The organism is Clostridium sp. CTA-17 (assembly GCF_054767895.1).
Genome location: NZ_BAAABF010000001.1, coordinates 743,663 through 769,461, shown reverse-complemented (window position 1 = coordinate 769,461; position 25,799 = coordinate 743,663). Strand labels below are relative to the sequence as shown.

The 25,799-nt window shown below is 27.2% G+C and carries 24 protein-coding genes and 1 other annotated feature; of the genes, 4 read left to right on the top strand and 20 right to left on the bottom strand.

Annotated features, from left to right (window positions below):
* Positions 1–4: 4 nt before the first annotated feature.
* The 3 genes from ACYUCG_RS03310 to ACYUCG_RS03300 all read right to left on the bottom strand — a co-directional run bounded on the left by ACYUCG_RS03310 (position 5) and on the right by ACYUCG_RS03300 (position 4,194).
* On the bottom strand, positions 5–739 hold the full coding sequence (locus tag ACYUCG_RS03310; RefSeq protein WP_060796749.1) for a GntR family transcriptional regulator: 735 nt from the start codon (positions 737–739) through the stop codon (positions 5–7).
* A gap of 142 nt (positions 740–881) precedes the next feature.
* Entirely contained in the window at positions 882–3,284 is a 2,403-nt protein-coding gene (locus tag ACYUCG_RS03305) for a glycoside hydrolase family 38 N-terminal domain-containing protein (protein ID WP_460268131.1), read from the bottom strand.
* Between the two features lie 31 nt (positions 3,285–3,315).
* Entirely contained in the window at positions 3,316–4,194 is an 879-nt protein-coding gene (locus ACYUCG_RS03300) for an ROK family protein (RefSeq protein ID WP_139933245.1), read from the bottom strand.
* A 163-nt stretch (positions 4,195–4,357) separates the two neighbouring features.
* On the opposite strand from ACYUCG_RS03300, the gene ACYUCG_RS03295 reads away from it, so the two are divergent.
* Positions 4,358–6,109: a class I mannose-6-phosphate isomerase gene (locus ACYUCG_RS03295; RefSeq protein ID WP_283681021.1), complete on the top strand. Its 1,752-nt coding sequence runs from the start codon at positions 4,358–4,360 to the stop codon at positions 6,107–6,109.
* A gap of 99 nt (positions 6,110–6,208) precedes the next feature.
* Here the strand turns inward: ACYUCG_RS03295 and ACYUCG_RS03290 are convergent, their stop codons facing one another.
* The 10 genes from ACYUCG_RS03290 to ACYUCG_RS03245 all read right to left on the bottom strand — a co-directional run bounded on the left by ACYUCG_RS03290 (position 6,209) and on the right by ACYUCG_RS03245 (position 13,604).
* Entirely contained in the window at positions 6,209–6,457 is a 249-nt protein-coding gene (locus ACYUCG_RS03290; protein WP_060796753.1) for a TIGR03905 family TSCPD domain-containing protein, read from the bottom strand.
* A 43-nt stretch (positions 6,458–6,500) separates the two neighbouring features.
* Positions 6,501–6,881, bottom strand: a complete 381-nt coding sequence (locus tag ACYUCG_RS03285) for a RidA family protein (RefSeq protein WP_003458553.1) — start codon at positions 6,879–6,881, stop codon at positions 6,501–6,503.
* Positions 6,882–6,964: 83 nt separating this feature from the next.
* Positions 6,965–7,225: a phage holin family protein gene (locus tag ACYUCG_RS03280; RefSeq protein ID WP_139933243.1), complete on the bottom strand. Its 261-nt coding sequence runs from the start codon at positions 7,223–7,225 to the stop codon at positions 6,965–6,967.
* 140 nt (positions 7,226–7,365) lie between these two features.
* Positions 7,366–7,701, bottom strand: coding sequence for a hypothetical protein (locus ACYUCG_RS03275; RefSeq protein ID WP_139933242.1), 336 nt, complete (start codon positions 7,699–7,701; stop codon positions 7,366–7,368).
* Between the two features lie 178 nt (positions 7,702–7,879).
* On the bottom strand, positions 7,880–8,239 hold the full coding sequence (locus tag ACYUCG_RS03270) for a methylglyoxal synthase (protein ID WP_003458594.1): 360 nt from the start codon (positions 8,237–8,239) through the stop codon (positions 7,880–7,882).
* 154 nt (positions 8,240–8,393) lie between these two features.
* Complete coding sequence (locus ACYUCG_RS03265) at positions 8,394–9,911, bottom strand: EAL domain-containing protein (protein WP_460268130.1); 1,518 nt, start codon at positions 9,909–9,911, stop codon at positions 8,394–8,396.
* 131 nt (positions 9,912–10,042) lie between these two features.
* Complete coding sequence (locus ACYUCG_RS03260) at positions 10,043–11,449, bottom strand: aminopeptidase (protein WP_139933240.1); 1,407 nt, start codon at positions 11,447–11,449, stop codon at positions 10,043–10,045.
* A 66-nt stretch (positions 11,450–11,515) separates the two neighbouring features.
* Positions 11,516–12,445 (bottom strand): magnesium transporter CorA family protein, encoded by a 930-nt coding sequence (locus ACYUCG_RS03255; protein ID WP_139933239.1) that lies wholly within the window; start codon positions 12,443–12,445, stop codon positions 11,516–11,518.
* Positions 12,446–12,489: 44 nt separating this feature from the next.
* Complete coding sequence (hprK, locus tag ACYUCG_RS03250; protein WP_139933238.1) at positions 12,490–13,413, bottom strand: HPr(Ser) kinase/phosphatase; 924 nt, start codon at positions 13,411–13,413, stop codon at positions 12,490–12,492.
* Between the two features lie 11 nt (positions 13,414–13,424).
* Positions 13,425–13,604 carry a DUF896 domain-containing protein gene (locus ACYUCG_RS03245; protein WP_060796760.1) on the bottom strand — a complete coding sequence of 60 codons (180 nt, stop codon included), beginning with the start codon at positions 13,602–13,604 and terminating at the stop codon, positions 13,425–13,427.
* 305 nt (positions 13,605–13,909) lie between these two features.
* Here ACYUCG_RS03245 and ACYUCG_RS03240 point away from each other — a divergent pair, with 305 nt between their 5' ends.
* Complete coding sequence (locus ACYUCG_RS03240) at positions 13,910–14,932, top strand: hypothetical protein (protein ID WP_460268129.1); 1,023 nt, start codon at positions 13,910–13,912, stop codon at positions 14,930–14,932.
* A gap of 110 nt (positions 14,933–15,042) precedes the next feature.
* Positions 15,043–16,665: an aspartate 4-decarboxylase gene (aspD, locus tag ACYUCG_RS03235; protein WP_460268128.1), complete on the top strand. Its 1,623-nt coding sequence runs from the start codon at positions 15,043–15,045 to the stop codon at positions 16,663–16,665.
* A 93-nt stretch (positions 16,666–16,758) separates the two neighbouring features.
* On the opposite strand, the gene ACYUCG_RS03230 is transcribed toward aspD, so the two are convergent.
* From ACYUCG_RS03230 to ACYUCG_RS03205, 6 genes are all read right to left on the bottom strand, one after another.
* Entirely contained in the window at positions 16,759–17,373 is a 615-nt protein-coding gene (locus ACYUCG_RS03230) for a DUF488 domain-containing protein (protein WP_460268127.1), read from the bottom strand.
* A 102-nt stretch (positions 17,374–17,475) separates the two neighbouring features.
* Positions 17,476–17,631: a zinc-ribbon domain-containing protein gene (locus ACYUCG_RS03225; RefSeq protein ID WP_003481131.1), complete on the bottom strand. Its 156-nt coding sequence runs from the start codon at positions 17,629–17,631 to the stop codon at positions 17,476–17,478.
* Between the two features lie 175 nt (positions 17,632–17,806).
* On the bottom strand, positions 17,807–19,465 hold the full coding sequence (gene gltX / locus ACYUCG_RS03220) for a glutamate--tRNA ligase (RefSeq protein WP_139934308.1): 1,659 nt from the start codon (positions 19,463–19,465) through the stop codon (positions 17,807–17,809).
* Positions 19,466–19,519: 54 nt separating this feature from the next.
* Positions 19,520–19,745, bottom strand: a binding site (T-box leader).
* A gap of 386 nt (positions 19,746–20,131) precedes the next feature.
* Positions 20,132–21,808, bottom strand: coding sequence for a hypothetical protein (locus ACYUCG_RS03215; RefSeq protein ID WP_460268126.1), 1,677 nt, complete (start codon positions 21,806–21,808; stop codon positions 20,132–20,134).
* Positions 21,809–21,823: 15 nt separating this feature from the next.
* Positions 21,824–22,495: a hypothetical protein gene (locus ACYUCG_RS03210; protein ID WP_415341664.1), complete on the bottom strand. Its 672-nt coding sequence runs from the start codon at positions 22,493–22,495 to the stop codon at positions 21,824–21,826.
* A gap of 319 nt (positions 22,496–22,814) precedes the next feature.
* Positions 22,815–23,849: a M42 family metallopeptidase gene (locus tag ACYUCG_RS03205; protein ID WP_460268125.1), complete on the bottom strand. Its 1,035-nt coding sequence runs from the start codon at positions 23,847–23,849 to the stop codon at positions 22,815–22,817.
* A gap of 143 nt (positions 23,850–23,992) precedes the next feature.
* On the opposite strand from ACYUCG_RS03205, the gene ACYUCG_RS03200 reads away from it, so the two are divergent.
* On the top strand, positions 23,993–24,904 hold the full coding sequence (locus tag ACYUCG_RS03200) for a radical SAM protein (protein ID WP_460268124.1): 912 nt from the start codon (positions 23,993–23,995) through the stop codon (positions 24,902–24,904).
* Positions 24,905–24,960: 56 nt separating this feature from the next.
* On the opposite strand, the gene ACYUCG_RS03195 is transcribed toward ACYUCG_RS03200, so the two are convergent.
* Positions 24,961–25,671 (bottom strand): Crp/Fnr family transcriptional regulator, encoded by a 711-nt coding sequence (locus tag ACYUCG_RS03195; protein ID WP_060796768.1) that lies wholly within the window; start codon positions 25,669–25,671, stop codon positions 24,961–24,963.
* Between the last annotated feature and the right edge of the window lie 128 nt (positions 25,672–25,799).

The following is a 25,799-nucleotide window of genomic DNA, read 5'->3' as shown; positions in this document are numbered from 1 at the left end:
CTTTTTAATTCAAATTTAACTCTACTATAAATTTATTTCTATCTCCTGGATAAATACTTTCAGAATACTCTATTGCTTCTCCATTTTTTAAATAACCCACTGATGCTAAAAAATGAATAGCCTTTCCTTCACTTATTTCTAAAAGTCTTGCTGTTTTATAGTCTGCATTTTTAGCTTCAATTTCTCTAATAACTTTGCAAACTTTTAAATCCATTCTTTCTAAAATATCATATAGTGATAAATTTTCTAAATCATTATTTAAAACATCTCTAGCTACTTTATAAGGTAAATAGACATTAGTTAATAAAACTGGCTTACGACTTATACTATCGCTTTTATTTTCTCTTTCAGCAAACCTAAGCCTCTCTATTTTAACAACTTTTTCACCTTCACCTATTCCCAATTTTTCTGCTATTCTACTATTAGCTAATATTATATCCTTACCTAATACCTTTGTTATTGGCTTTAAACCCTTATTATTCATTTCTCTATTGTAACTTTCTATAAATCTTGTATTATCCTGCACTATTTTAGGTTTTGTAACAAAAGTACCTCTGCCTTTAACCCTCTTTAAATACCCCTTATTAACCAAACTATTAAGAGCCTGCCTAACAGTTGGTCTACTTACAGAGAAGCGTTCTGCTAAATTCATTTCAGTAGGAAGTAACTCACCCTCTTCTAATTCTCCTGACTCAATTTTATTTAGTATATAATTTTCTATTTTATTATGTAAATGCATAAAAACACCCTTTTCTAACTGATTCTTTATTAATAAAAATTATATCATATATTTATTTCAAAAATATAATTACATATATTAAAACTGAAAAAAGTAACCCCTCACTATATTATAAAGGGTTACTTTTTTAATTAATATTTTTTTATTTCCACATATTAAAACAAACAACTCCTTCGTTTTGATTTATAATCTCATTAAATGCCTGTGGAGCCTTTCCCTTAACTTTAAAAATAGAATAATTAAATTCATAAAATCCTCCTAAAGAAGCTTTAAAATTTGTTTCCCAATAATTATTCATAACCCATGAGTATATAAGATCATTATTTATTACTCCATGATCTCCACTTAAATTTATTTCATGCGGCTTAATATCTCCCATAAATACCATATGAGCATCCTTTGAGGAAATTGCAAGTGACTCAACTTCTCCCTCTAGAACTATTCCATTTTGTATTGCATAAAAATCTACACAACTCTTTGGAAGTTGATCTATTCTAGGTCTTAAATAGCATCCAGTTTTATCTATATAAAGTTCTTCTTTTTTGCTCATGGTAAATGGAAGTGCTATATACAAATTTTCAGCATTTAGAACATTATCTTTTCCAATTCTACAAGCTATATCAACCCTAGGTAACTCTTTGTAAATAGTTAATATTACAAAATAACTAGAGCATCCCTCTACTTTATATTCAAGCTCTACTCTTCCAAAGATATCACCTTCATTTAATATACTTACATTTTTAAGTTTTCCAAAATCCCTGACACTATTATATGACTTCCTATTTCTTCCCATTAATCTTCTATCATTTGCATAGTCTACTTTAAGTGGATTAAACTCATATATAGGGGTAAAAGCATTAGTAACTCTATCTTCTCTTTGAATATTCCTTCCAATTTCTTTATCAATGAATTCCGTAATTCCATCTTCTAAACTATAAACTATTTTGAAGAAAGGAGATTCTAATCTATTTTTAGTAACAACTAATTTCTTATTATTATCAACTAAATCCTGTACTCCATCACTTCCTGTTAAAGTATATCCTGCAGTTGTCTTAATAATTTCTTTGTCAATATCCCTAAATATTAATTCCTTTTCTTCCTTAGGTTCTAAATTAACTAAAACATTTATTTCATATCCTCTTGAAACTCTAACTATTTGATGTGGATAAATTTCTCCAGTATTTTTATCTACTATTTCAAAAATTTCATGTCCAAATAAGATCTCTAAGTAAAACTTTGCTATTTCTCTTCTTTTCTCATTGTGAGGATTTACTACTTTAAAAGTTACATCTCTCCACATCTTAAGTTCAGTTTCACCAAGTTTAAATGTTATTTTGTCTAAATTTCTAGATGCCGCTTCATGACCATTTGAAGCAAAAGATTGCTTTCTTAAATCAAGATTATTAACCATTGTATGCCAAGGCTCTGTAATTGAAGCTGAGTATCCCCAAGTATGTTCTGAGTACATCATAAAGTTATTAAGAGCCTTATCCATTAAAATTTCATCTCCTAACCTATTTTCTGGGTCCAACTTTTTACATAAATTATATAGTCTTACTCCCTCTTTATAGTGCTTGACAGCTGCAGGAGTTGATGCAGTTCCATCAGCCCACCAATCAGTCCAATCCCCTTTATAAGTTGGTATTAACCCTGAATCTTTAAACCTATTTATATTTTCTAATAAATCTTCCAAAATTGCCATTTCAAGATAAACCTTATCCTTATGTTTCTTGTTCCATCTATTTATAAACTCAATAACTTTAAAACTAGGAGGTGCATTATCTGTCATAAGTGCAGAAACTGTTATTGGAATAAAATCAAAAGGATATTCCTCTTCTTCAAATTTTTCTAAATAATTAAATATTCTTTTTTCGGCTCTCTCATAATCTCCAATATCCTTACTATCTAATCCATCTTTTATCATGTATTCCCAACTTTTAAATTGAGAAAATCCCAGTTCATTTCCAATATGATAATGTTCTCCTACCCATGAAAGTAATTTGTCCCCATTTGGAGTCTCCCAATAAAAAGGATACTGCTTTCTTCCATTAGGGTACATTCCATGATGAGTATGAATACATGAATATAAAAGATTTACTCCACTATCCTTAAGTGCTTGTGAATAACCCCATGAATATCCATTTATATCTGCTGTCATAGCACAATTAGCTTTTAATCCTAAATCATCTAACTTCTTAACAGTTCTATTAAACACATCTCTTAATACATCATAACTTATTAAATCTGTTAAATTTAAATAGTTTAAACTTAATCCTATATTTCCTGAATTAACATATTTAGTAAAATCTCTTAATTCCTTTTCATTTGCTTCTTCTAAAAATCTTTCTACACACCAAAAACTTTCACAAGTCCATTTAAATCCTTGCCACTCTTCTTTTCCATTTTCATAAGCTTCATTTAATATATTTATTGCTTCTTTAATATATTCTATATGATATCTCTCTATTTTTTCTTGTCTATCAGTATATCCTATATCAGTATGACTATGATTTAAAATAAGTATCTTCCATTTTTTCTTTAACATACAGTACACCTCCCAAAATCCTATTAATATTTTACTCTTCAAATAGCATTGGTACAGCTATTAAAGTGCTTTCTGTTGAATCTTTACTAATTAATACTTTTACCTTATTATTGATACATATATTTTCCAAATCTTCTTTAAAAAATTCATATGCTTTAGCTATATTTCCTCCTATAATAACAGCATCTATATCACCCCTTTTTATATAAGGCTCCATTAATTCTTTTATATCCTTTCCAAAAGAATTAAAAACCTCTAAAGCTCTACTATCACTTTTACAAGCTAAGTCATAAATCTCTTTTACACTATTAGTATTTAACTTAAATTCCTTTGAAAGTTTTAATAATCCTCTTGCAGATATATAATCATCTGCTATAGAATCTTTAAATAAATTGTTGTATATCCATCCTTCTTCTGGTATCCCATTACCACCATATATTAATCTTTTGTTTTCAACAAAAGCAGAACCTATACCAGTACCGATGCATATACATAAAAGTTTATTAAAATCTTTTCCTGCTCTGAAATTACATTCTCCTAAGGCATATAAATGAGCATCGTTTTTAAATCTAAATTCTAAACTTGGAAAAACTTTTTTTAATTCTTCTCCTATATTAACCCTATATAAAGTTTCGTATTTATCAATTCCTCTAATCAAAGAAATTCCATTTTTATAATCAAAGGGACCTGGGAAAGCAATACCTACACCTTTTAAAACACCGCTTAATTTATCACTTTCTGAAATATGTAATTTTATTATTTCAATAAAATTTTTTATAATAGCCTCTTTATTTTCTTTAGCTAATGAATCCCTTACACATATATTTGTAATAACATTCCCTTTCTTATCTACTATTGTACTTTTAATAGAACTCCCACCTACATCTAAGGCTATAAAATAATCCCTCATAAATATCACCTCATTTAAATTTTATATCTTATTCAACTGTATGTAAATACATTTATTATTTATTAATAGTAATTTAATAGTTATAAACCCATAAAACTTGATATATGTAATTACATATTGTAAAATTATCCTATAATATAAATTAGTTTAAGGGAGAGTTTTTATGTTTAATAAGTATAATAATTATGATAAATATCCTACAAATAAAATTAAGGGATTCAATGAAGAAGCTTGGCAAGGATATGATTCAATAATAGAAAAAATACAAAATAATATAAATAATCTTAATAAAATTAATCCAGTTCTAGTTATAGACTGTTACATAGGAGTTGATTTATTAGAAATAAAAGAAGCTTTTTCAAAACTTAACCCTATTAAAATGATAAAATCTGATGACTTTTCATTAAATAGCAACGAAATAAATGAAAAAATTAAAAACTTCATCACAGAAGATAGAGTTTTTGGTGTTATGAATAATAAAAAGCTTTCAGAATTTTTCCCAGAAGAAAAACTAAAAGAAGCGAGAAACATAATCTCTAATCATACTGCTGGTCTTATAATTATATATGGTACTGGTGCTTCTCTAATTACTCAAGGAGATATACTTATATTTTCTGATCTTGCAAGATGGGAAATACAAATGAGATATAGAAATGGTATGGGAAACTGGAAAGCTAATAATGAAAATGAGCAAATCCTTAAAAAATATAAAAGAGGTTTTTTTCTAGAATGGAGAATGATGGATAAACATAAAAAATCTCTTTTTTCTAAAATAGATTATATTTTAGATACTAATATTCAAAATAATCCTAAAATGATAACTTCAAAGGCTTTTTTTAATGGCTTAAACCAAATTTTATCAAAACCATTTAGAGTAGTTCCTTATTTTGATCCTGGAGTATGGGGTGGTCAATGGATGAAGGAAGTTTTTGATTTAGATAAAACTTCGGAAAATTATGCTTGGAGTTTTGATGGAGTGCCTGAAGAAAATAGTCTCTATCTTCAATTTGGAGAAATTAAAATTGAAATTCCTGCAATTAACTTAGTACTTATAAACCCTCAAAAACTCCTTGGCGAAAAGGTACATGCTAGATTTGGTTGTGAATTCCCTATTAGATTTGATTTTTTAGACACTATGGGCGGTCAAAACCTTTCTCTTCAAGTTCATCCATTAACAGAATATATTCAAGAGAACTTTGGAATGCACTATACTCAGGATGAGAGCTATTATATATTAGACTGTGAAGAAGATGCTTATGTATATTTAGGTTTAAAAGAAGATATAAATAAAAATCATATGATTAGAGATTTAAAACTCTCAGAAAAAGGTGAAATCCTATTCCCGACAGATAAATATATAAATAAATTTCCCGCTAAAAAGCATGATCACTTTTTAATACCTGCAGGTACCGTTCACTGCTCTGGTTCTGGAACTATGGTACTAGAAATAAGTGCTACTCCTTATATATTTACATTTAAATTGTGGGACTGGGGAAGACTTGGACTAGATGGTTTACCAAGACCTATACATTTAGATCACGGTGAAAAAAATATTCAATGGGATAGAACTACTTCTTGGGTAAAAGAAAATTTAATTAATGATATAAGCATAATCTATAAAACCCATAATTTAAAAGAAGAAAAGACAGGGTTACACGAAAGAGAATTTATTGAAACAAGAAGACATAGATTTTCAGAATCAGTAATACACTCAACAAATCAAAGCGTAAATGTACTAAATCTTGTAGAAGGAGCTGAAGCAATTGTTGAAAGTCCAACAAACTCTTTTGATCCTTTTATTGTTCACTATGCTGAAACTTTTATAATACCTGAATGTGTAAAAGAATATACAATAACTCCTTACGGCAAGTCCGTAGGAAAAGAGTTGGTAACTATAAAAGCATATGTTAGATAATAAAAAAAGTGGCTATATAAATTATATAGTCACTTTTTCTATTTAGAGAACATACTTAAATTTCAGGTAAAAATAACTTAAATACCATAATTTATGATCTTATTTTACACTATTCTTATATTCTTCTAAAGCTTTTGCAAGTTGATCTGGACAAGATGTTCCTTTTCCTCTGCAATCTATTCCTTTTAATTTAGAAATAGCTTCATCAACATCCATTCCTTCAACAAGTTTAGAAACTCCCATTAAATTTCCTGGACAACCATTAACAAAATTAACATTTTTTATTTTGTTATCTTCGATTTCAAAATTAATCTCCTTAGCACAAACTCCTGTAGTCTTATAATTCATAAGTAAAATCTCCCCTATCTTGCTAATTATGAAGATATAGAAACTATTTTAAAGTAGCTATAACTTCAATCTCTATTTTAGCATCTTTAGGTAATTTAGCAACCTCTACAGCACTTCTTGCTGGTTGATTTTCTGTAAAATAAGTAGCATATACTTCATTCATTCTTACAAAATCATTCATATCACTTAAGAATACTGTAGTTTTTATTACTTTATCCATAGAAGTTCCCGCAGCTTCTAAGATAGCCTTTACATTTTCTAAAGATTGAGCTGTTTGTTCTTCAATTGATCCTGCCATTACCCCTGTTTCAGGATTTAGTGGAATTTGTCCTGAAGTATAAACAAAATCTCCTATTTTTATTCCTTGTGAATAAGGTCCAATTGCACCTGGTGCTTTGTTTGTTTTTATTATTTCTTTTGCCATATAAAACATCTCCTATTCTTCAACACATTACTTCTGATACTTTAATTTTAATACAGCAAAAATTTAAATTCAATGGATTATTACTATTTATTCTCTTCTTCTACTTCTGAACTAGTTATTTTTTTTGTGCAATTTTCTGATGCTTTATCATCTTTCAATTCTACCTTATCAGTATTAGGATTATTTAATATTCCTCCCATAACTAATATTGATAAAATTAAAGTTACTATTTCATTGTAATTTGATGGTAAAATACTCAAATTAAATCCTTCAAGTACTAAAGGTATTAAAGCAAAGATAGCCAACCATAATCTATAGTTCTTTAACATATTCCAATCATACATATAATCGCTTCCTTTTTAATGTTCTATAATTCATTATATTCTCGGTGCGATTTTATGGTTATTATCTAATAAAAAATAAGATTTACTACTTAGCTTCTCTTTTAAAATAATTTAACTATATTTATATCTAAATATATTCTTTATTTAACTTTATATTTTTTTCTATTTATAAATAAAGTAAATATTATACCAAAGAAAAGCTGTGTAAAAGCTACTATTAATGTAAGATTTCCAATGCTGATAGCATATAAAAATTTCCACTTAAAATATGGGAAAGTAATTCCTATAATAATAACCATACTTACTGTTAATATAAAAAATACTATTACTTTTTTTATGGTCTCTTTAGTTGTTAATCCTATTTTTTTATTAAAGTTGCATAACTCTATTAAATTCTCTAAAATATATTTTATTGTCAAGATTGTTGACACAAGGATAATCCAATTGCTCATCTGTAAATTTATATTGCCATGCATTTTAATGTTCCTTTACTTGAGTTTTTATTTATATTAATACTTAAATTATTAAATTAATTTTCAAAATTATTTTCTAACAAAAAAATCACCTTAATTTTATATCAAAATCATACCATGATTAAATATGTAATCATGATATTAGATCAACAAAATTAGGTGATTGAACTTGATGTTTTTGCTAAATATCAGCCATTATAAGCTTAGCACTTTCTGTATTTGTAGCTAATGGAACCTTGTAAACATCACAAAGTCTAAGTAATGCACTAATATCTGGTTCATGAGGTTGAGCTGTTAATGGATCTCTTAAGAAAATTACCATATCAACATCATGGTTCGCTACCATTGCTCCTATTTCTTGATCTCCTCCTAGTGGACCACTTTTGCATCTTTTAACTTCTAAAGATGTATTTTGCATAACTTTAAGCCCTGTAGTACCTGTTGCAACAAGTATATGTTTACTTAACTTATCTTCAAAATCTTTTGCAAGCTCTATCATTTCTTCTTTTTTCTTATCATGTGCTATTAATGCTATTTTCATTTGACTCTCCCCTTTTTCCCTAAACAAACAAAGTAACTATGTTTATTTTTCGTAAAATTTCCTTTCTTTTTCTAAACATTTACACAATTAATTATATCCTAAATAAGAACATATTGAAATAATAACTTAAATCAAACAATAAATTTAAATAATCCTATATTGATATACTAACACCTAAATTATTTACATATTCTAAGAACTCTTTTTCATTTAATGCTTTTGAAAAATAAAAGCCCTGAATAATATCAAAATCTAATAATTTGAAAAAATCGTAGTATTCCTTGCTTTCAACCCCTTCAATAACAAGTTCAGCTCCTAAAGTCTTAGCAAAATTTGAAATTGAATTTATTATGGCTATATATTTACTATTAGGTATATCTGATATAAAGTCTTTTGGTATTTTTATTTGATCAAAAGGTATCTTTAATACTCTATTTATAGATGAATAACCTTTTCCAAAATCATCTATAGATATTTTAAATCCATATTTTTTAAGTTTAATAATTTCATTTATAGCATTTCCACTAACCTCTAGATCAGCATTCTCTAAAATCTCTAAGGTAATATTTTCTGGTTTAAGATTATACTTTTTACTTATCTTATAAAGATTAGATCCTACCCCTCTATGTTTTAAGGTGTTTATTGATATGTTAACTGAACATTGTAACTCAATATTATTTTGAATTAACCTACTTTGAAATTCACAGGTTGATTCAAAAACATATAAATCTAAATCCTTAATAGAATCTATTTCTTCTAATGTTTTAACTATATCACTAGCTGGTATAGAACCTAATATTTCATGATCCCATCGTATAAGAGTTTCATAACCTTTTATTTTATTATCTAAAGATGATATTTGAGGTTGATAAACAGTATATAACTTTTTATTTATCAATACATCTTTAATATCTTTTTTTATTAGATTATTCTTTATTCTTATATCCTTTAGTGTTTCTGTATATTCCATAGAAGAACTAAAAGATTCTTTTTTAGCCATTTCCTTAGCAAAAAATACTTCTTCAATTATTTCTTCAAAACTTTTATTTCCTAAATTTACAGAATAGCCTATATTAAACCCAATTTCAATTTGTTTATTAAGACTATTTAAATTTAATTCTTTTAAAACTTCTAACTTATTTAAAAGTTCTATTATATCTTGCTTATTATTACTATTAATTGCAATTAAGAATTCATCACCTTCATATACGCCATATAAATTTTTAGTGGATAAGCTTTTTGATATATTACTTAAAACCTTACCAAATTCTCTTAAAACCTCATCACCTTTATCTCTTCCCAAAGCATCATTTATTAAACTAAATTTTCTTAAATCAATTAGGAATAGTGTATATGGTCCTTTCCACATTTCAAGATTATTCTTAACTTCAAATCTAGTATAAATATTTCTCAAGGGATCAAGTTTTTCTCCTGAGAAAACTTTCTTAATAAATTTATTTTTATTGTAATCTCTATTAGAAACCTTCTTTTCTTTTGTAACCTCATCTAAATTAATATATTTAAGAAATTCTCTTGTTATAAATATTATTTCAAGATAAAAAGTCAAAATTAAAATAAATAATATAATTTTATTATAGTTCTTTATAAAAACTAATGTTAATAACAAGAGAATACTTAAAAAAACTAAATTTCCCTTTAATATTTTATTCATATATAAACCCTTATCAAATAAATTTTTTTACTATAAAAAAGACTGTACCATAAATATATCTAATATAATATTAAAATTTAATTATATATGTTATATTAGATATTTTGATACAGCCTTTTTTAAATTAATGATTATGCTTCTTCAAAAAATGCCTTATAACATTTTTTAGTTTCATATAAATCTGCTTTAGATGCTACCTCTAATGGTGCATGCATATTTTGTAAAGCTACTCCACAATCAATAACTTCCATATTATATTGAGCTAAGATATAAGCGATTGTACCACCGCCACCCTGATCTACCTTTCCAAGCTCTGCAGTTTGCCATACAACACCGTTTTTATCCATTATATTTCTTAAATGAGCTATATATTCTGCATTAGCATCATTACAACCTGCTTTTCCTCTAGCACCTGTATATTTGCTAAATACTACTCCATGTCCAAAATAAGCTGTATTTTTCTTTTCACATACAGAAGGATAGTTTGGATCAAAAGCTGCAGTAACATCAGCTGATAGCATCATTGAATTTTGAAGACATCTTCTAAGCTTTAACTCAGAATATTCTCCTTTTCTATCCATAAGTTCTGCAATTATATTTTCAAAAAATCTTGATTGCATACCTGTAGCTCCCACACTACCTATTTCTTCTTTATCAACTAATAATGCTACACATGTTTTATCAACATTTTCTAAATCCATTAAAGCTTCTGCTGAAGTATATGCACATATTCTATCATCATGTCCATAAGCTAAAATCATACTTCTATCTAAACCATAGTCTCTTGCCTTACCAGCAGGAACTACTTCTAACTCAGCTGATACAAAATCTTCTTCAGTTATGCCATATTTTTCATTTAATAAAACTAATATATTAGCTTTAACAGCCTCTTTTTCCTCAGTTCCTTTTAATGGCATACTTCCTACTAAAACATTTAGGTCTTCCCCTTCTACTACTTTAGCTCCTTTTTTATCCATTTGATCTGCTGATAAATGGGCTAAAAGATCTGAAACTCCTAAAACAGGATCATTTTCATCTTCACCTATTTTAACATCTACCTTAGTGCCATCTTTTTTTATAACAACACCATGTATTGCTAGTGGTATAGTTACCCATTGATATTTTTTTATTCCTCCGTAATAATGAGTATCTAATAATGCTAATCCTGAATCTTCATACAATGGATTTTGCTTAACATCCATTCTTGGAGAATCTATGTGAGCTCCTATTATTCTTAATCCATTTTCTAATGGTTCTGAACCTACTTTTATTAAAGTTATTGTTTTATCCATGTTTATAGAATAAAGTTTGTCCCCAGCTACCACTTCTTCTTTATTTTTAATAACTTCATAAAAATTTTTAAACCCTTTACTTTCTGCCATATCAGCTAAAACCTTAACACATTCTCTCTCAGTTTTCGCCACTGACATGAACTCCCTATATCTATCACTTAATGAAAACACTTGTTTTAAATCCTGCTCTTCATATTTAGTCCAAGCATTTTCATATTCTTTTTTTAAAACTTTTACATCTTTCATAATATAGCCCTCCAATCTATTTTATCTTCTAATTCAATTCTATATTTTTGGTAATATTTTGTCAAACTATAGAAATTTTCTTATTTTAAATATTAGTAACAAAAATAGTGCCATTAAACTTAATACAATAACTAAAATATAAAATCCATAAGGACATGTTTTAAAGGGCATGGATTCAAAGCTCATAGAAAATATAGCTGTTATTAATTCTAAAGGCAAAAAAACTGCTGTTATTATTGTAAATACCTTCATTAATTCATTTGTCTTGTTGGCTAATTCCGACTCATAGGCTTCTCTTACAATTGCTAACTCCTGTGATAAGGTATCCAAGGATGTAATTAATTTTTCTATTTTACTATTTATATTTCTAAAATAAACTTTATTTTTTTCTCCTACGACTTCATTTTCATCTATAACAAGGGTATCTCCAATATATCTAATTGGCTTTATTAGTTTTCTAAGCTTATAAGCTTCTCTTCTTATGAATAATAGGGAGTTTAAATGTTTGCTTTCAGGATCTTTAAGAATTTCTAACTCAATCTTATCTCCTTCAGTCTCTAAATCAGATATTATATTATAGTTATTTATTATAATCCTATCTAAAATGTAATAAAGAATAATAGAGGGGCTCTTATCTACTTTAAATAACTGACAGTTCTTTTCTTCCTTTATGTCTTCAATTAAATCATATAGAAGTGAGATATTACTCTTATAAACAGTAACTATAAAACTTTTTCCTAAGAATATATCAAGTTCTTTAGAGATAATTTGCTTTTCAATTTGCTCTATTATATTAATTAAAATAAATGTATAATCCTTGAAACAGTCTATTCTTTGTTCCTGTTTATAGTCAATACATTCATTTATACACTCATAAGAAAATATTTTTTCTAAAAGATTGACTTCATCTTCTTCCATTAAAATCCATGCTGGAAACTCATCCTTTTTCCATTCTTCAACTACTTTAAAATTTTCCTCAATATTAAATATAACCATATCATCACCTTTAATTCTGATATGGTTATAGTTTATACTTTTTATTAAATTTTACTCTCTTTTTCCATACTTTCAAGCATTCTTTTTTCAATTATATCAACTGGTGAAATGTCTGACATACGTTGATATCTATAATTAGCTGCTGCAGCTTCTATTATTACTGCTATGTTTCTTCCAGGTCTTATTGGAACCCTTAATTTTTTAACTTTAACACCTAATATATCTTGATATTCGTCGTTTACACCTAATCTATCATAATCTCCATCATCTTTCCAATGCTCAAAATGAATTATTATCTTTATTTGCTTAGAATTTAAAATTGAACTTAATCCATATAATGCTGATACATCGATTATTCCCATACCTCTAACTTCAAGCATTCCAAAAGTTATCTCTGGCGATCTACCTATTAAATCTCCATCTATTTCTTTTATGTCAACAGCATCATCTGTTACTAATCTATGTCCTCTTTTAATAAGTTCTAGAGCAGTTTCACTTTTACCTATACCACTTTCCCCTGTGATTAACATTCCTATACCATATACATCAACAAGAACCCCATGTAATCTTGTTTCAGGAGCCATTTTATCTGATAAATACATAGTGATTTTACTTATAAACTTAGTAGTTACCATTTCACTTCTAAGAATCCATAAATTTCTCTTTCTAGCTGCTTTTAAAAGTTCCTCATGTATCTCTAAACCTCTAGTTATTATAAGACAAGATATATCAAAGGAAAAAAATTTGTTTAATCTCTTTTTTCTAAGATCTGGAGACATATCTTCTAAAAAGCTCCATTCTGCTTTTCCTATAACTTGAATTCTTTCTGGAGCAAAATAGTTATAAAAGCCAGCTAATTGTAATCCTGGTCTATTTACATCACTAACATTTATAGGGACATTCTCTTCGCCAGTTTGAATTACCTCTAAACTAAAATCCTTTATTAACTTTTCTATTGTAACACCCACATAAATCACCCTTAATTTTTCTTATTTTTCGGCTCAATTCCTTTTAACTGTTCTCTTAAGTTACTTTTAAATCTATTTATATATTCTTTTCTAAGTTCTTCTCTTTCTTTATGTTCCTCCTCTGATAAACCTTCTTCTTTGTGCTTCTTGTGTAATTCATTTATTCTTTTTGTTAATTCATCTATATTCATGTTTATTCTCCTTTTTAGTATAACTTTAATTTGATTTAATTTATTTCTAATATTATTTTACATTTGTATGTATTTTTTAGCAACAATCTTTCTTACTAAATTCTTCATTAAATGAGAATTAAATTATAATATATATAAAAATTATATATATTATGTAAAAATCTTTGAAATTTTTCCCTATTTTAATTGTAATATATTTCAAATTCATTGTTTTTATTTTATAATATTTTTAGAAACTTTTGTAATATGGCAAAGCTCACATTACTATTGACATAATTTATATTTGTATTTAAGGGTGAGAAATTATGAGTAACAAAAAAATAAACTTTAAAAATATGAACAGTTCAGATAAAGTTAAACTAATAAATAACTCCTTGGTTCTAGATGGAATTTCTCTTAAAGAGCTTTCAAAAAAAATAGATATACAAAAGAAAGATATACTAAAATTTATGAATGAAGAAGGTTTTTTCTTTGATAATGTAGATGGCTACTTTAAAAAGTCTAAAGAAACATATACTTCCATAAATATAAATCCTTCAGTTGAAACAAGTAAAAACTCTCTTCCTCCAACACCAGAACGTGAGGATGTTCAATCTATAATAGATTCTATAAATGAAAAATTAAATCTAAAAGATATTGAAACTACTAATATATTATTACCTGAAATTAAACCAATTGAAGAAGTTAATGTTTCTAAGGAAGATAATTCAGAGAATAATACCAAAGCTTCTCAAAGCATGACTTTAGAAATTCCTAGAATTTCTAGAACAGCTAGAAGAAAAAAGAAGAAGAAAACTCTATTTAAAAGGATAATTTCATATTTAAGAAATAGTTTTTCTAAAATATTTTTAATGAAAAAGAAAGAAAATAAAGCCTCTTCTTCTAAGATAGAATGTACTGATAATTTTAATAATGAAGAAATTAATACAGAATCTACCAATAGTAATATATTAGAAGAAGTTGCTATAGAAAAACTTCCTTTAACTGATAAAATAGAAACAACTTCTCATGATATTAACATTGAAAGCAAGTTACCTTTTGAAATAAAAATTCCTAAAAACTTTAAAGGTAGAAGGAGAATTCCTAAAGTAGATTGTGACTTAGATGAAATGAATTTTTTAAATTCAAATAAATATTCCTTAGAAGACTTAAAAAAAGATTTTAAAGATTTAGAACTTAATTCAGATTTTATAAAAAATATAAACTCTGATTCCTTAGAAAGTAATAGGGATAAATCTTTAGAAGAGCGTGTATGTAATCTTGAAAAGAAAATAAATGAACTTGAAGAATTTTTCTTAGAAATTTTTCAAGCAATGTCAAATAAATAATTACTAAAAAATCTATTTCTTCCTTAGAGATAGATTTTTTTATTTTATAATTATAGAAATCCCTCTTTATACCTATACTATGACTAAGCACACTTTTAGGAGGAATGACAATGACAAATAAAAATCTACAATTAGAAGAACTTAAGAAAATATATGGAAAAATAAGTCCCTTTGAATTTAAAAATAAATTAATAGATTTAGCTAAAGACAAAAAAAGTGCCCATACTCTTTTAGATGCTGGACGTGGAAATCCTAACTGGACAGCATCTACACCACGTGATGCCTTTTTTACCTTTGGTCATTTTGCTGTATCTGAAACAAAAAGAATCTTTCAGTCTGGTGATTTAGCTGGAATTCCTCATAAAGAAGGAATATATAATAGATTTTTAAATTTTCTAGAAGAAAATAAAAATTTCCCAGCTATTGAATTGTTAGAAAAAATAATTAACTATGGAATAAATAAAAAATGTTTTAATCCTGATGATTTCCTATATGAATTATGTGATGCAATCATTGGAGATAATTATCCCTATCCAGATAGAATGCTTCCTCATATAGAATCTATAGTTCATGATTATCTTTTAAAAGAGCTTTGTTATCTTCCACCTTCAAAAAAATTTAAACTTTTTGCCGTTGAAGGTGCTACTGCAGCTATGTGCTATATTTTTGATTCCTTAATAGCAAATGAATTACTTCAAGTAAAAGATAAAATAGCTATAATGACTCCTATTTTTACTCCTTATTTAGAAATTCCTCAAATCCCTAGATATGATTTAGAAAGTATATATATTCATGCTAGTGAAATAAATGAGGAAGGAAGCTATACTTGGCAATATCCAGAAGAGGAATTAAACAAATTAAAAGATCCATCAATAAAGGCTTTATTTTTAGTTAATCCAAGCAATCCTCCTTCTATGGCTATTCATGATAAAAGTAAGGAGCTTTTAAAGGATATAGTTACTAACTATAATCCAAATTTAATGATAATTTCTGATGATGTTTATGGAACCTTCGTTAATAAGTTTCAATCATTAGTGGCCGATCTTCCTCATAACTCCATCGGTGTTTATTCATATTCTAAATACTTTGGAGTAACTGGTTGGAGACTTGGTACTTTGGCTCTTTATGAAGATAATATATTTGATAAACTAATAAGTGAACTGCCTAGTGAGAAAAAAGAAATGGTAAATAAAAGATATGAGTCTTTATCAACTGAGCCAGAAAAAATTCCATTTATTGATAGAATAGTTGCTGATAGCCGCCAAGTAGCACTTAATCACACTGCTGGGCTTTCCACTCCTCAACAGGTGCAAATGGCCTTCTTTTCTGCATTTTCTTTAGTGGATAAAGAAAATACATATAAAAATCAAACCATTGACATATGCCATAGACGTCAAAAATTATTATTTGAAGGACTAGATCTACCAATTAAAGAAAATCCATATGATGCATCATATTATACTGAGTTTGATTTATTGCAATGGGCTCTTAAAAATTATGGTCCTGAATTTGCAAATTACTTAGAATCAAATTATAAACCTGTAGATGTATTGTATAAATTAGCTGAAGAATCATCTATTGTCTTATTAAGCGGTGGTGGTTTCCAAGGACCTGAATGGTCAGTAAGAATATCTTTAGCTAATTTAGATGATGATGCCTACTCAGAAATAGGAACTGTACTTAGAAAAATCCTTGAGGATTTTGTTCATCATTGGAAATCTTCAACTAAATAAAAAATAAAATATCATGGTAAATTAACCTTTATTCATTACACCTAACATTAAACTTTAATTAATAAAAGCTAAAATAGCAGTTTAGAACAACTGCTATTTTAGCTTTTCCATCCTATATCCAATTTCTTTATTTGCTAAGTCATATCCTTCTTCTATTATTTCATCTTCACTCTTTTCATTGCCTATAAGTGAATCTATGGTAATCTGCCCTCTATCATTAAAATATTTATCTAAAAGCATATTTTCTATTTCTCTTTGATCACATATTGAATAATCGTGAAGTATATGATTAACCTTAAATCCATGCTTTTCTAATTCTCTTCCAACTAATATACTTCTATGACATCTTATAGGTTCCTGCATAGCGCCTAATAAAGCTATTCTATATCCTTTACTTATTCCTACTTTAAGTCTCTCTATTCCATTTTTAAAAGATTCCTCATTAATAACCTTATGAAAATCAGCATAGCCTTCTCTATTGTAAGATATTTTACTATCTCTCTTCGCTGCAAATTCCTTTGCCATATATATGTATGTAAATCCTAAATCACTTAAAGTTTTTTGAATTGTTTCTTTATTGTATTGCACATTATATTTAGAATAAGGTATTCCCCTTATATCTACTACACAATTTATATTATATTTATTTAGCATGTCAACAAGTCTACTTAAATCATAATTAGAATGTCCTATAGTATATATATCCATATAAAACACCTCCAAAATTTAATTATAATACTCAATTTTAAAGCAGTATAAATATAAAAAAGGTTGTAAGACTAATCTTACAACCTTATAATAAACAAATTATTATCTATTGTTTCTTTGAGCTTTTCTTGCTCTTCTGCAATCTAAGCATCTTACTGGATCATTTTCAAATCCTTTTTCTTTGTAGAAAGCTTGCTCTCCCTCAGTGAATATGAAATCTGCTCCACAGTCTTTACATTTTAATGTTCTATCTGCCATTTTGACATCCTCCTTAAATTTAAAGATTTAAATGGATTAATAAAAATTTTCTTTAAGTTTAAGGAAAATTTTATTCATCTTTTAAAGCTTTTTCTGTTATGTTCTAATTATACCACTTAAAAATTAACATTGCAAGCTTTTTATTTAGTATTATATTAAACTTCTTAAAATCAAATTATAGAGCTAAGAATTTTTGGAATCTTTCTCTTACTGCTTCTTCTCCCATAATTTGCATTATTGTATAAAGGTCTGGAGTATTAGCTCTGTGAGTTAAAGCTGCTCTTACAGCTCCTGCAACATCTGAAACCATTCCTTTATATTCTTCTGGGTTCTTTTTATATTTCTTTCTATCAGTAGCATATCCTAATTCTACAGCAACTTCTTTTAAATCTGAGAACCAAGTATCCTTATCTGTATTGAAGTTATATGCTTTTGCATAAGCTTCTATTATTCTCTTAGCTTCTTCTAATTCTAAAGTCTTTGGTAATTCAACATCATTAGCTGTTTCCTTATCAAATAACTCATCAAAGAAGTAGAATATTTTTTCTCTAACTTCATCCCATTTAGCAAAGTCTTTTCTTGGCTTTGGACCTTCTTTATCTATATTGAATACTTCTTTCATCATAGCTTCTTTTGAAGTAACTAAATCATACATTTCTTTATCATATTCTTTAGCCCAGTTTGTATATAAATCATAAACAACTTCTGGTTTCATTTTACAGATAACATCTTTACTTACATCATTTAATTTAACTAAATCAAATAAAGCTCCACTCTTACTCATTTTATCTAGTTCAACTTTGTAATCATGATAATCTGCATCTGGATTTTCTGCTCTCCACTCTTCGAAAGCTGAGTTTATTATATTTAAAAGATATTCAATAACTGATTGAGATGGATATCCTTTTTCACTGTAATAACTTACTGCACTTTCTGGATCTTTTCTCTTTGATAATTTTCTTTTTGAACTTCCATCCATTTTCATTATTGTTGGAATATGAGCATATTTAGGTGCTTCTACTCCTAAAACTTCAAACATTTGAAGATGTATTGGAAGTGATGATAACCATTCTTCTCCTCTTATAACATGAGTAGTTCTCATTAATGTATCATCTATTGCATGAGCAAAGTGATAAGTTGGAAGACCATCACCTTTTATTATTACTACATCTTGAAGATTTTCTGGGAATGAAACCTCTCCTTTTATCATATCATGAGCAACAACTCTCTTTTCAGGATTTCCAGGTGACTTCATTCTTATAACATAGCTTTCACCAGCTTCAATTCTCTTTATAGCCTCTTCTGGTGATAAATCTCTATATTTAGCAAACTCTCCATAACATCCTGGAGTTAATTTTTCTGCAATTTGTTTTTCTCTTAAAGCTTCTAATTCTTCAGAAGTCATAAAGCATGGATAAGCTAATCCTTTTCTTAAAAGATCTTTAACAAAAGCTCTGTATATATCAGCTCTTTGACTTTGTTTATATGGTGCATAAGCTCCCTTTTCTGAGTTTTCACCAGTTATTCCTTCATCAAAATCCATTCCGAAGTTATGCATAGTTTTTATAGTATCATCTATAGCACCTTCAACTTCTCTCTTTTGATCAGTATCTTCTATTCTTAAGTAGAATATTCCACCACTTTGGTGAGCTAATCTTTCATTTATTAATGAAGCAAAAACTCCTCCTATATGTTGAAATCCAGTTGGACTTGGTGCATATCTTAATACTTTAGCCCCTTCTTTTAAATCTCTCTTTGGATATTTTTCAAAATAATATTCCGGTGTTTTATCTATGTTTGGGAATATTAAATTAGCTAAATTTTCATAACTCATTCTTTTCACTTTCCTTTCTAAATTTATGTAATAAAAAAAGTCCCTCGTCCTAAAAATTAGGACGAAAGACTTAACTTCCGCGTTACCACCTAAATTAGTTAGCTAAGCTAACTCACTCATAATCAATTAAGGGAATTACCCCTAGACCTACTCCTTAAATCTTAAGATTTTCAGTCTAAGCTCCGAAGCTTCTTTCTATAAGATTACTTTTTAGGCTCTCACCATCCCTAAATCGCTTTAAAATAATTACTTATGTACTCTTCTTCATCATAGCAATAAAATATTTCATTTTAAATAACAAACTCTATTATATCAGATTCTTTAAAGTTGTAAACAAAAATATTACCACTCTTAAATATAATTATTTCATAAATTATTATATCATAAATAACATACTACTATTACTTAGTCTATTTCACTTCTTATAAAATACCCTTATTAAAATTATTGATATTTAACTTTTATCTTTATATATTTTTATATTTAGACATAATGAATAGACTTATACTGTATTTATTATAAAGTTAATATAATAATATTAACTTTACTAAAGGCTCATTTATATTATTTTGTTAGCTTTATATATTATGTTGATTTATTAAATATTTTATATTATAACTAAAAAAATCATATTATAACCTTCATAAAATTAATAGATGCCTTATCTTATATATTCACCTTATTTTTTATGGATTGCTGTACAAATCCCTTCCAAATTCTAAGATTCTCTTTATCCTTTAAAAGTTTATATCTAATATTTTCATCTTGAGAAGAAACACTACATATATTACTTCTAATAATCCAAGCCTTTAATAAAAAGCTTAATTCCTTAGAATAATCCTCAATTTCCTTTGTTAAATAAGAATTATAAATATTAATATTTCTAAGGCTTATGATTTCCTCAATATTTTTGTTATATTCCCTAAGATCATCTTTAATATAATTTTCTTCTTCTCCTAAAAACCATGTCCACAAAATATACTCATATTCCTGTAAGTTACAAATAACCTCTTTATCATCTAAATGTTCTTTTAAATCCCATAGAGGAATTATACTATTTCCAAATAAATATTTAGATGCAAAGCTATCACACCTAAAACCTAATAGATTATAAAAAAGATTTTGCATAGAAAAACTCTTCTCTTTGTTATTAATTAAATATTCTATTATTTCATGTTTATTGCCACATGAATTCTTTAAACTTTCTATAAAATATATTAATAAAGGAGCCTTTGTATAATGTAAAAACTCTATTTTCCCATGACTTTTTATGCTTCCCTCTTCCATAGGAATTATTTTAAATCTACTTGGCTCTTTTAAAGTCATATATAAATATCTTGTATATAAATTTGCCATTTCCTTTTTAAACCTTATAGCTAGTCTTTCTTTCAATCCATCTTCTAAGAATTCTAAAGCTAAGTTTTCATAATAGGTAGCTAAACCCTCTGTTAACCAAAGATTTGGAGGAAGATGATAAACTCTTGATTTTAAAACATCATCCATAAAGGCATGAAAAATTCTATGGGATAATAATTGCCAATCTCTCTTTTTATTCATATCAAAAGTAGCACTTATAACATTTTTTCCACTTCCACCTAATATATAAGAGTTCTCCTTTTTGCTCTTTCTAAGTAAAACTATATTCAAATCTTTCTTATTTAGAGAATCTATTTTAAATAAATTATAATAATAATCACAAATAGACTTTATATTTCTTACAACCTCTTCCTTACTACTGTCATTTAAAAATGTATTTTCAATACTACTATATAAATGTACTTCTCCATAGTTTTTCATTAAAACTATTTCTTCAAAAAAGCCAAAAGTATATGAAGATTTCATTATTTCATATAGATCACTCCAAGTACCCCCTACACACTTTGACTTAAAATCATCTTCTTTAAAAGGAATTATACTTTTATAATCCTTTTCACTATAAACCTCACTCTTTATCTCTTCTATAAGCTCGGTAAAATCTATTTCTAGACTACAATTTAACTTTAGGCCATCATTCATTGTAAGCATTTCAACTGGTAATAGAAGTATTTGTTCACCCATAAAGCTTATTAAATCCTCTTCTATTTCTCCACCTTTTCCATGCTTACCTAAGTTACCTATTAAAACCTCATATTCTAAAATCAAATCCCTACTTTTATTATTAATATATATAAAGTTTGAATCGCAATAAAACTCCTCTTTACACTTTATATTGTTTATTTTTGTTTTACCCCTATAAAGCTGAATTTCTCTTAAATTAACATCTTTAATCTTAAGCCTTATATTTAGTCCCTCTTCTGTATTTAAACTTTTCCTAACTAAAAATTTAATATCTCCATATTCCATTTATACTCTCCTAATCTAAGTCTCTGTATTTCTAATAACTTCTCCAGATTTATTTATATATAATTTTTCTAAAGGTTCAAAAATCCCTTCTTTTTTTAAAGTATTAGAGTATATATTAACTCCATAATAAATCTGACTATTAATTTCTTTTTCTCCCCATATGTCCACATCTAAATCTTTATTATTTAATTTTGCTTCATAATTCCTTGCAATATTCTCTAACTCCATAATCTCATTATTGCTTATATTCAAATTTGTTATGAGACCCTCTATTCCACTTAAAGGTTCCCCATTTTCACCCTTTAAAACATTTCCCTTTTTATTTATAAGAACTCTATCTACTATTCCTGTTAAATCATTACCTTTTACACTTTTAGAATATAAGGTTATTTGGTAATATCTTTCCTTTCCTATTTCTTTAAATCCATCTATATTAGCGCCTAAATCTAAGAAAGTAGCCCTTTCCCTATATTTTAAAGCATAATTCTCTATTAACTTTTTTTCTTCATTAGTTAAAGGGGCTTTTTCCCCAACATAATACAAATCTTTATAGGATTCTTTGTCTAAGGAAATATTTATAGTATTGTTTAAATCAACTTCTTTTTCTAAAAAAGTACTTCCATAAATTAATCCTTCACTTAAGAATAAAGTAGAAACTAAAATACTTACTATTAAAAACTCTTTCATTCTCTACACTCCAATCAACTTTATCTTAAGTATATTATTTACAAAAGTTCTATTTATTAATCACCTTATAATGTAGTTTCATTTAATCCTAATATTATCTAAGGAAAATTCAAAGTTAAATTCAAATTAACTATTTTAGTTTTATTAATTTTAATATTAGCTAACCCTTAATTCAAGTAAAAAAATTATTAATTATGTAGTTTATATCTTATATTTTTAAGTTAAATATATAAATAGTTATATAATAATCTAAAAAAAAGTCACCTAAAAGTATTTTTTACTTTTAGATGACTCAAATTTGTTAATAATTTTTCTTATTTTATCTTGTTAAATATAAATATATTAGTTTTATGGTGTTTTCTAAAGCATCATAGTGAGTTCTCTCCATACCATGTGAAGCATGAACTCCAGGACCTATAAGCCCACCTTTTATGTTATTTCCACCTCTTAAGGCAGCTCCAACATCTGAGCCATATCTAGGATATATGTCTACTGCATAGCTTAAATTATTATTTTTAGCTAATTCTATAAGATCTGATGTAATTTTATAGTCATAAGGTCCACCTGAATCCTTTGCACAAATAGAAACATCATATTCTGTACAACTTAAATCATCACCAATACATCCCATATCTACTGCTATAAATTCAGTTATATCCTCAGGCAAATAGGATGCTCCATGCCCTACCTCTTCATATACAGATATAAAGATTTTTGTTTTATATTTAGGTTTTATATTTTCTCTTTTTAATAGCTCTAATAATCCTATTAAAGCTGATACGCTTCCCTTATCATCTATAAATCTTGATTTTATAAAGCCACTTTCAGTTATTGTTGTTTTTGGATCTATAAAAATAAAATCTCCATTGTTTATTCCTAAGGCCTTTACATCGTCTTTATTTAAAACTCTTTCATCAATTCTTATTTCCATATTTTTAGGATCTCTAGGCTTACTTGATGCATCATCAAATACATGTATTGATGGGCTTGTGCTTAAGAAAGTTCCAGTGTACTCTTTTCCTTCCCTTGTTCTTATTACACAATATTCTGAATCTAAAGTTGGTACTATTGGACCTCCTACTAAATCAAACTTTAAAGTTCCCTTTGGTGTTATAGATCTAACCATAGCCCCTAAAGTATCTACATGAGCAGCTAATCCAATAACCTTTTCATCACTTTCTCCAGGAATGGTTATTACTCCACATCCCTTGTTAGTCAATTCTAGATCATATCCTAGATTATTAACTATTCTTTCTACCCTTTCCATAATCTCAAAACAAAATCCACTTGGACTATGGAAACTTAAAATTTCTTTTGCTACATCTAAAATAAAATCTTTGTTTATACTTACCATATATTTCGCCCCCTCTATTTATATATTAATTATAACATATAGACCATATAATGCCATAAATCACTATTTCTATTTTTAAGAATCTTGTTACTTAATCTCTTAAAATATATAATTAATATTGAATATAGATTAGAGGTGTTTTAATGGAAAATAAAGAACTATTAGAAGAATGTACTCTTTGCACTAGAAACTGCAAAGTTAATAGATTTAAATCTCTTGGTGTGTGCAAGGCTAGTGAAAAAGTTAAGGTAGCTAGAGCAGAACTTCATCCTTGGGAAGAACCTCCTATTTCCTTTAAGAGTGGATCTGGAACAGTATTTTTTTCTCATTGTAATTTAAAATGTGTTTTTTGCCAAAACCATGAAATAAGTCAAGATTTTAAAGGACTTGAAATATCAATTGAAAGGTTAGCAGAAATCTTTTTAGAACTTCAAGAAAAAGGAGCTGAAAATATAAACTTAGTTACTCCAACGCATTATGCAGTTCAAATACTAGAAGCTTTAAAAATAGCAAAAGAAAAAGGCTTAAGTATTCCTATTCTCTATAATACTAATGGATATGATAGTTTAGAAACAATAAAGTTATTAGATGGTTACATAGATGTGTATCTTCCTGATTTTAAATATTTTAAGGATGATTATGCACTTAAATATTCAAAGATAAAAAATTATAAGGACAATTTAATTCCAGTATTAGATGAAATGTTTAGGCAGGTAGGTTCTCCAAAATTTTCAGAGGAAGGTAAACTTTTAAAAGGCATGATAATTAGACATTTAATGCTTCCAGGTCTTTTATTTGATTCAAAGAAAGTTATAGACACTATATTTTCTAAATTTGGAGATGATGTTTACATAAGCATTATGAATCAATATACTCCTATGAATAAGTCTTGTGATTATCCTGAAATAAATAAGCCTTTAAACCCTAAACATTATGAATCTCTTATAGACTATGCAGCATCTTTAGGAGTTAAAAATGCATTTATACAAGAAAGTGGAACTAACTCAAAGGCCTATGTTCCCTCTTTTAAATTTGAAGGAGTTATGAAAAAATAAACTTTTAAATAGAATGCTTTCTAAAAACAAAATAATTTCATAGGAAATATTTATTCCTATGAAATTATTTTATTTAATCTTTCTATGTCTTTTATTATTAGAGATTTATTCCCTCTAATTTCTATTAATCCTTCGTGCTCAAATATAGAGAGTTTTCTACTCATTGTTTCTCTAGTTATACCACAATAATTAGCCATATCCTCTCTATTAATTGGTAAATCAATAAATATTTCCCCATTTTCTATTTTTCCATATTTTCTCTTAAACTCTTTTAACATATATGCTATTCTAACTCTAACATCATTAGTTACTAATTTATGAGCAAATTCTTCAGTATCCTTTAAACGATTAGTTAAAGATTTTAAAACAATTATGGCTATTCTAGGGTTTTCTTCTAAGACACTATCAACTTTATCCTTATCTACGGCACAAACTATAACATCATTTAAAGCAATAGCATTAAATAAAATTCCTCCCTCATTATTAAAGAGGCTTGTCTCTCCAAAATAGTCCCCTACGGAGAATATGTGCATTATTTGCTCTTTTCCTCCCTTAGTAAGCTTTGATGTCTTTACACTTCCCTTACTTATTAAAAATAGCTTCGAAAGCTTTTCACCTTCATAACATATATATTCCCCTTTATTAAAATGAAAACATGTCATTCCAGTAGCTAATTTATTAAATTCTTCCTCTGTTAAATCCTTAAATATAGTAAGCTCCTTGTTGCATAAACAACTTTTATAGCCCTTGCAATCACATTTTTTCATAGCTCTCTCCTAACTTCTTATTTATAATCCTATATCTTTAGTATTAATTATAATATATTTATTCATATTTTTTCACTATTAATTAATTTATTTTAATACTTGTTTATTTCCTGACTTATCCTTATAAT

Coding starts and splice junctions, on each gene's coding strand:
- ACYUCG_RS03310 (WP_060796749.1), bottom strand. CDS start 739: ATGCATTTACATAATAAAATAGAAAATTATATACTAAATAAAATTGAG.
- ACYUCG_RS03305 (WP_460268131.1), bottom strand. CDS start 3,284: ATGTTAAAGAAAAAATGGAAGATACTTATTTTAAATCATAGTCATACT.
- ACYUCG_RS03300 (WP_139933245.1), bottom strand. CDS start 4,194: ATGAGGGATTATTTTATAGCCTTAGATGTAGGTGGGAGTTCTATTAAA.
- ACYUCG_RS03295 (WP_283681021.1), top strand. CDS start 4,358: ATGTTTAATAAGTATAATAATTATGATAAATATCCTACAAATAAAATT.
- ACYUCG_RS03290 (WP_060796753.1), bottom strand. CDS start 6,457: ATGAATTATAAGACTACAGGAGTTTGTGCTAAGGAGATTAATTTTGAA.
- ACYUCG_RS03285 (WP_003458553.1), bottom strand. CDS start 6,881: ATGGCAAAAGAAATAATAAAAACAAACAAAGCACCAGGTGCAATTGGA.
- ACYUCG_RS03280 (WP_139933243.1), bottom strand. CDS start 7,225: ATGTATGATTGGAATATGTTAAAGAACTATAGATTATGGTTGGCTATC.
- ACYUCG_RS03275 (WP_139933242.1), bottom strand. CDS start 7,701: ATGCATGGCAATATAAATTTACAGATGAGCAATTGGATTATCCTTGTG.
- ACYUCG_RS03270 (WP_003458594.1), bottom strand. CDS start 8,239: ATGAAAATAGCATTAATAGCACATGATAAGAAAAAAGAAGAAATGATA.
- ACYUCG_RS03265 (WP_460268130.1), bottom strand. CDS start 9,911: ATGAATAAAATATTAAAGGGAAATTTAGTTTTTTTAAGTATTCTCTTG.
- ACYUCG_RS03260 (WP_139933240.1), bottom strand. CDS start 11,449: ATGAAAGATGTAAAAGTTTTAAAAAAAGAATATGAAAATGCTTGGACT.
- ACYUCG_RS03255 (WP_139933239.1), bottom strand. CDS start 12,445: ATGGTTATATTTAATATTGAGGAAAATTTTAAAGTAGTTGAAGAATGG.
- ACYUCG_RS03245 (WP_060796760.1), bottom strand. CDS start 13,604: ATGAATATAGATGAATTAACAAAAAGAATAAATGAATTACACAAGAAG.
- ACYUCG_RS03240 (WP_460268129.1), top strand. CDS start 13,910: ATGAGTAACAAAAAAATAAACTTTAAAAATATGAACAGTTCAGATAAA.
- aspD (WP_460268128.1), top strand. CDS start 15,043: ATGACAAATAAAAATCTACAATTAGAAGAACTTAAGAAAATATATGGA.
- ACYUCG_RS03230 (WP_460268127.1), bottom strand. CDS start 17,373: ATGGATATATATACTATAGGACATTCTAATTATGATTTAAGTAGACTT.
- ACYUCG_RS03225 (WP_003481131.1), bottom strand. CDS start 17,631: ATGGCAGATAGAACATTAAAATGTAAAGACTGTGGAGCAGATTTCATA.
- gltX (WP_139934308.1), bottom strand. CDS start 19,465: ATGAGTTATGAAAATTTAGCTAATTTAATATTCCCAAACATAGATAAA.
- ACYUCG_RS03215 (WP_460268126.1), bottom strand. CDS start 21,808: ATGGAATATGGAGATATTAAATTTTTAGTTAGGAAAAGTTTAAATACA.
- ACYUCG_RS03210 (WP_415341664.1), bottom strand. CDS start 22,495: ATGAAAGAGTTTTTAATAGTAAGTATTTTAGTTTCTACTTTATTCTTA.
- ACYUCG_RS03205 (WP_460268125.1), bottom strand. CDS start 23,849: ATGGTAAGTATAAACAAAGATTTTATTTTAGATGTAGCAAAAGAAATT.
- ACYUCG_RS03200 (WP_460268124.1), top strand. CDS start 23,993: ATGGAAAATAAAGAACTATTAGAAGAATGTACTCTTTGCACTAGAAAC.
- ACYUCG_RS03195 (WP_060796768.1), bottom strand. CDS start 25,671: ATGAAAAAATGTGATTGCAAGGGCTATAAAAGTTGTTTATGCAACAAG.